At 71.0% G+C, this 6152-nt stretch carries 7 protein-coding genes and 1 rRNA gene; 5 read left to right on the top strand and 3 right to left on the bottom strand.

The features are described from left to right. Positions 1 to 76: ribosomal RNA gene (gene rrf, locus ACIA8D_RS41645) — 5S ribosomal RNA — on the top strand; the annotation flags it as partial. 62 nt (positions 77 to 138) lie between these two features. Here rrf and ACIA8D_RS41640 read toward each other — a convergent pair. Both ACIA8D_RS41640 and ACIA8D_RS41635 read right to left on the bottom strand, forming a co-directional pair. After that, positions 139 to 945 (bottom strand): maleylpyruvate isomerase family mycothiol-dependent enzyme, encoded by an 807-nt coding sequence (locus ACIA8D_RS41640; RefSeq protein WP_399240727.1) that lies wholly within the window; start codon positions 943 to 945, stop codon positions 139 to 141. Between the two features lie 58 nt (positions 946 to 1003). Continuing rightward, positions 1004 to 1885: a GyrI-like domain-containing protein gene (locus ACIA8D_RS41635; RefSeq protein WP_399240725.1), complete on the bottom strand. Its 882-nt coding sequence runs from the start codon at positions 1883 to 1885 to the stop codon at positions 1004 to 1006. A gap of 177 nt (positions 1886 to 2062) precedes the next feature. On the opposite strand from ACIA8D_RS41635, the gene ACIA8D_RS41630 reads away from it, so the two are divergent. From ACIA8D_RS41630 to ACIA8D_RS41615, 4 genes are all read left to right on the top strand, one after another. Then, positions 2063 to 2368, top strand: a complete 306-nt coding sequence (locus ACIA8D_RS41630; RefSeq protein WP_399240723.1) for a hypothetical protein — start codon at positions 2063 to 2065, stop codon at positions 2366 to 2368. Positions 2369 to 2397: 29 nt separating this feature from the next. Next, on the top strand, positions 2398 to 2808 hold the full coding sequence (locus ACIA8D_RS41625) for a MerR family transcriptional regulator (protein ID WP_399240721.1): 411 nt from the start codon (positions 2398 to 2400) through the stop codon (positions 2806 to 2808). 2 nt (positions 2809 to 2810) lie between these two features. Beyond that, entirely contained in the window at positions 2811 to 3125 is a 315-nt protein-coding gene (trxA, locus tag ACIA8D_RS41620; RefSeq protein WP_399240719.1) for a thioredoxin, read from the top strand. 155 nt (positions 3126 to 3280) lie between these two features. Further along, positions 3281 to 5527 carry a HelD family protein gene (locus ACIA8D_RS41615; protein WP_399240730.1) on the top strand — a complete coding sequence of 749 codons (2247 nt, stop codon included), beginning with the start codon at positions 3281 to 3283 and terminating at the stop codon, positions 5525 to 5527. Between the two features lie 58 nt (positions 5528 to 5585). Here ACIA8D_RS41615 and ACIA8D_RS41610 read toward each other — a convergent pair. Then, positions 5586 to 6152: alpha amylase C-terminal domain-containing protein (locus ACIA8D_RS41610; protein ID WP_399240717.1), on the bottom strand; the 567-nt coding region annotated here is incomplete at its 5' end.

Below are 6152 nucleotides of genomic sequence, written 5' to 3'. Positions count from 1 at the left end.
GAACCCGGAAGCTAAGCCTCACAGCGCCGATGGTACTGCAGGGGGGACCCTGTGGGAGAGTAGGACGCCGCCGAACTAATTTTAAAGAAAAGCCCCGTGCCATTGGCACGGGGCTTTTCTGCGTTTCAGGCGTGTTTTCTACTGGGTTGAAGTCCTGAGGCAGGCCCGCAATTCCTCCACCGCCTCCTGAGCCCCCGTGATCCGGACCTGCGAGGTCTCGCCGGTGCCCGCGCGGTTCCACAGATCGCGCAGCAGCGCCTCGGGCGTGCCGCTCACGGTGGCGTCCGCCGGCCCTGCTTCCGTGGCGTCCTCGACCGCGAATGTGGGGCGGGCCCCCGTGCGGATCCGCCACGTCGCGGTCCTCTCGCCTTCCGCGCGTACCTCGTACGTCCGGCCCGGCGACCCGGCCAGCGGCTCGCGGAAATAGTCGGACCACTCGGTGACCGCGTAGGCGGTGAACACCTTCAGGAGTTCGTCGATCCCGTCGATGGCGAGGTCGTCCGGGACGGGGAAGACCCGTCCGCCCGCCGCGAGTTCGGCGTCGATGCGGTGGATGACCGTCTCCTGTGTCATGCGGCGGATCCAGAAGCCGACCGTCTGGTCCGGGGCGTACCACGTGCCCGACGGGTCCTCCGGGGCGTGAGCCTCGATGGCCGTCCGGAGTTCGGTGTAGGCGCGGTTCAGGAGGGCGAAGGGCTCCTCGTCGGAGGTGCCCTTAGGCGGCCATTCCGGTTCGGTGCCCGGAGCGGCCGCCACAATGGCCTGCGTCTTGTGTGCGTAGACCTGCCCCACGTGGCGCACCAGGTCGGTGACGGTCCAGTCGGGGCAGCTCGGCACCTGTGCCGTCGGGGTCGGCCTGGCGGCGGCTCCGAGTCGCTCGAAGTCGGCGGCCAGGCAGTCGAGATACCGGGCGACGGACAAGGGTGTGCCTGCATCGTGGCTCATGGACGCAACGTAGCGGCAGGCACTGACAATCGGCCCGGGGGATTTCGGGCCCGTCAGGTCAGGAGGCCTCCCGTTCCACCGGCAGCCACAGTTCCGCGTCCGCCGTCGTGCCGTCCGGTGACAGCTGGGTGCGGAGGAGCTCCGGGCCGGGGCGGGTGCGGTACGGGTTGGCGGGGAACCACTCCGTGTACACCGTCGCCCAGAGTGCCTGGATGGCCTCCGGGGCCGGGCCCGACGTGGTGAACACGGCCCAGGTGCCGGCGGGGACGGGGAGGACCGTGGCGCCCGTGGGGGCCGGGGCGTCGGGGCCGGCCACCACCCCGTGGTAGTAGTCGAGTTCGCTGCCCTCGGCGCGGCCGGGGTCCAGGTCGTCGCAGACCGCGACGATGCCCTCGGGGTCCTCGCCGGAGTCCTTCGACAACTGCTTCAGGGCCGAGACGGTTTCCGGCGGGACGGACCGGACGAAGTCGATGATCGCCTGGTTCGGGCCCGAGTAGACCAGCGGGACCCGGGCGTTCGGGCCGACGACGCTGAAGTCGGGGCGGTCCACTACGCGGTAGCGCATGCTGCTGTTCCCTTCGACGGTGAGCCGGAAGGAGAGGCGGGGCTGGGAGACCAGGGCCGGTTTCGTCCGGCGGGCCTCGCCCGGGCCGACCCCGTGCAGGGCACGGAACGCGCGGGCGAACGCCTCGCCGGAGCCGTACCCGTAGCGCACGGCGATGGTCAGGAGGGACTCCTGGCCGGCGAGGACCTCGGCGCCCGCGACCGTGAGGCGGCGCCGCCGGACGTACTCCGACAGCGGTATGCCCGCGAGCGCCGAGAACATCCGGCGCAGGTGGTACTCGGACGTCGTGGCGATGCGCGCGAGTTCGGCGATGTCCACGGGCTCATCGAGGCGCTGCTCGATGTGGTCCATGACCTGGTTGAGTCGGTCCAGCAACCTGGCCTCTCCTTCCGGTTCGTGCTGTTGACGTCCTGAACGCTAGGCGCGGTGCGCGGGGGCGGACCCGACATCCTGTGCCCGATCAAGTCGGCTGCGCCGGCCGGGGACAGCTGAGTATCTGAGCTGAGTACGCGCACTCAGGTAGGGGAACGGCTGTACGCCTTGGATGGAGACATGATCTCCGAACTCGCCGCCGAGCCCGCCGCACCGTCCGCGCCGCGTCCGCGCGCCTGGGTCGCCCCGCTGGTGTCGAGTCTGGTCACGCTGCCGGGGGCGTTCCTCGCATGGATGGCCGTCGGCACCGACGCCGAACCCGTCTTCGGCTGGGGGCTCACCGTCGCGCTCCTCACGCTCGCGACCGCCTGGCTGCTGCCGTGGGAGGAAGGGTTCGTGGCCCGCCGGCGGGGGTTCTCGGTGGCGGCGCCGTTCGCCGTCGTCGCGGCGTTCGTGCTGTACCTCGTCCTCGTCGACTGGCCTTGACGTCAGCGGCAAGGTCTAACGTCGTCGGCATGCGCATCGGAGAGCTCGCCGCCCGCGCCGGTACGACGACGCGGGCGCTCAGGTACTACGAGTCGCGCGGGCTGCTGCCCGCGCGGCGCGGCGGCAACGGCTACCGGACGTACGACGAGGAGGACCTGCGGGCGCTGCGGCAGATCCGCACGCTGCAGGACTTCGGGTTCGACCTGGAGGAGACCCGGCCGTTCGTGGAGTGCCTGCGGGCCGGTCACCCGGAGGGCGACTCGTGCCCGGCGTCGGTGGCCGTGTACCGGAGCAAGGTGGCCGAACTCGATGCGCTGATCGGCGAGTTGACCGCCGTACGCGAGACGGTCGGTGCGCAGTTGTCGCGCGCCGAGCGGGCCATGGACGCGCTGGCCGCGGAGGACCGTGAGCCGCGCTGTGAGCTGACGGACGAGGAGTGATCATGCGGGATGTGACCGACGCGGACTTCGAGGCGCGGGTGCTGCGGGCCGAGCGGCCGGTGCTCGTGGAGTTCACCGCCGAGTGGTGCGGTCCGTGCAAGCAGCTGGCGCCGGTGCTCAAGGCCGTCGCGGAGGAGGAGAGCGAGCGTCTCGACGTCGTGGCCATCGATGTCGACGCCAATCCGGAGACGGCCGTCAGGTACGGGGTGATGTCCATGCCCACGCTGATGGTGTTCAAGAACGGCGAACCGGTGTGGTCGCGCGTGGGGGCCAGGCCGAAGCGGCGGCTTCTGGAGGAATTGGCCGAGACCGTCTGAGATCCGCCGGCGGTTGTCGGCGGCTTTGGAATTCAGCCCCGCCCGAGGTATATTCGGTGTTTCTGTGTGCCCACAGAAAAGGCCCCACAGTGGGGGCCAACAAAAACCACGGTACCGGGCAGGGAGTTGTTTTGTCAAGCCGGGACAGCCTGGAATTGCAGAAAGAGCAGGAATACATCGACGCGCTCTACAGGCGCGTCGATGAGCTGCGTGGCGTCACCGCGGACTCCGTCCGGGATGCGATCACCCCGGTGGGGACCGGCCAGCAGGCGCTCCTCGAGCGGGACCTGTTGGTCGTCGAACGATCGGGGCTGCTCGCCGCGCTGAATGCGGTCGAGGGTTCGCTCTGCTTCGGTCGAATTGACCTCAAGGGCGACGACGATCAAGAAATCGGTGTGGCGCACCACATCGGCCGTATCGGAATTCGCGCCGACGACTCGGAGCGCACGCCGATGCTGATCGACTGGCGGGCGCCCGTCGCCCGGCCCTTCTATCTCGCCACCGGTCATACGCCGATGGGTCTGCGCCGACGCCGTCACCTCACGTTCGACGGGCGCACGGTCACCGAGCTGCACGACGAGATCCTCGACCTCGACGACTCGGAGCGCACCGGGTACGAGGACCCCACCGGCGACGCCGTGCTGCTGGCCGCCCTGAACTCGGCGCGCACCGGCCGCATGGGCGACATCGTGCAGACGATCCAGGCCGAGCAGGACCGCATCATCCGCCACCCGCACCCGGGCGTGCTCGTCGTCGAGGGCGGGCCCGGCACCGGCAAGACGGCCGTCGCGCTGCACCGCGCCGCGTTCCTGCTGTACGAACAACGGGAGCTGCTCGCCAAGCGGGCCGTGCTGATCGTCGGCCCGAACCCGGCGTTCCTGCGGTACATCGGCGAGGTGCTCCCGGGGCTCGGCGAGACCGGGGTGCTGCTCTCCACGGTCGGCGAGCTGTTCCCCGGCGTGCACGCCACGCTCAAGGACACGCCGCGCGCGGCGACCGTGAAGGGCTCCGCGGCGATGGCCGACAGCCTCGCGCGGGCCGTCGAGGACCGGCAGCGGCTGCCCGAACCCGGCGCCCCGCTGATCATTCCGCACGACGACGGCGACCTGATCCTCGACTGGGAGATCGCCTACGAGGCCCGGCAGGCGGCCCGCGACACGAAGCTGCCGCACAACCTGGGCCGCCCGCACTTCGCGTTCCGGGTCATCGACGCGCTCACCGAACAGCTCACCGAGCGGATCGGCGCCGACCCCTACGGCGGCCCGAACTTCCTCGGCCCCGACGACATCGCGCAGCTCGGCAAGGCCGTCGCGTCCAGCGCCGATGTGCACGCGGCGATCGACGAGCTGTGGCCCCAGCTGACCCCGCAGGCGTTCGTCGCCGACTATCTGGCCGAGCCCACCCACCTGCCGGACGAGGACGCGGACGCGATCCGCAGCGAGCGTCCAGCCGCGGGCGAGTGGACGGTCGGGGACGTGCCGCTGCTCGACGAGGCCGCCGAGCTGCTCGGGTACGACGACAGCGCCGAGCGGGCCGCCGCGGAGGCGGCCCGGCAGGAGCGCATCGCGTACGCGCAGGGTGTGCTCGACCTGTCCAAGGGCTCGGAGACGTACGAGTTCGAGGACGAGGACGAGTCGGAGGTGCTCGCCGCGCACGACGTCGTGGACGCGGACCGGGTCGCCGGCTGGTACGAGGAGGAGGACCACCGCAGCGCAGCGGAGCGGGCCGCCGCCGACCGGACCTGGGCGTTCGGGCACATCATCGTCGACGAGGCGCAGGAGTTGAGCCCGATGGCGTGGCGGCTGCTCATGCGCCGCTCGCCGACCCGGTCGATGACCCTCGTCGGTGACCCCGCGCAGACCTCGGAGGAGGGCAGCGTCGGGGCGTGGGACGAGATCCTCGCGCCGTACGTCGAGGACCGCTTCGAGCACACGCGGCTCGGCGTCAACTACCGGACGCCGTCGGAGATCATGGATGTCGCGGCGGCGGTGCTGCGGGAGACCCATCCGGAATATCGGGCGCCGTCGTCCGTGCGGTCGACCGGGGAGCGGCCGTGGGCGCTGCGGGCCGATGACGTCGTGGAGGCCGCGGCGAAGGCGGCTGTCGAGCGGACGCCGGAGGAAGGGCGGCTCGCGGTGATCGCGCCGCGGCGTCTGTGTGAGGCGCTTGCCGCGAGGTTGCCGGGGGTGGAGGCCGGGGGTGAGCCCGACCTCACGCGGCATCTGGTGCTGCTTGATCCGCGGCAGGCCAAGGGGCTCGAGTTCGACCGCGTGATCGTGGTCGAGCCCGGCGAGTTCGGGGTCAGCGATCTGTATGTGGCGCTGACCCGGGCCACGCAGGATCTTGGGGTCGTGCATGCCGGGGAGTTGCCGCAGGCGTTGGGGGAGGCGTTGCAGGGGTGAATTTCCCCCACCCCGCCCCTTCCCGAAACCGGGGGCTCGGCCCCCGGACCCCCGCTCCTCAAACGCCGGAGGGGCTGGAATCGCCGGGGCTGGACGTGAGCCAGAGCGTTGCCAACGGGGGCAGGGTCAGCCGGAGGCTCGTCGGGCGGCCGTGGGTCGGCTCGGCGTCCGGCTTGATCGGGTCGCGGTTCGTCACGTCGCCGCCGCCGTAGCGGGCGTTGTCCGTGTTGAGGATCTCGTGCCATGCCGGGATGTCGTCGGGCACGCCCAGGTGGTACTCGTGACGGACGACCGGGGAGAAGTTGGACACCGACAGCAGCGGCGTGCCGTCGGCCGCGTGGCGGAGGAACGCGAAGACGTTGTCCTCCGCCGCGTCGCCGACGATCCAGGAGAAGCCCGCCGGGTCGGTGTCCCGCTCCCACAGGGCGGGCGCCGTCCGGTAGCGGGTGTTGAGATCGCGTACGAGGTCCCGCACGCCACGGTGGTCCGGCTCGGCGCCGTACGCGGGGTCGAGCAGCCACCAGTCCGGACCGTGTGCCTCGGACCATTCGGCGCCCTGGGCGAACTCCTGGCCCATGAAGAGGAGTTGTTTGCCGGGGTGGGCCCACATGAAGGCCAAGTAGGC

This window comes from Streptomyces sp. NPDC051684 (genome assembly GCF_044453445.1).
Classification (GTDB): Bacteria; Actinomycetota; Actinomycetes; order Streptomycetales; family Streptomycetaceae; genus Streptomyces.
Note: the sequence above shows the minus strand (reverse complement) of the source record. Positions and strands in the feature narration are given on the sequence as shown.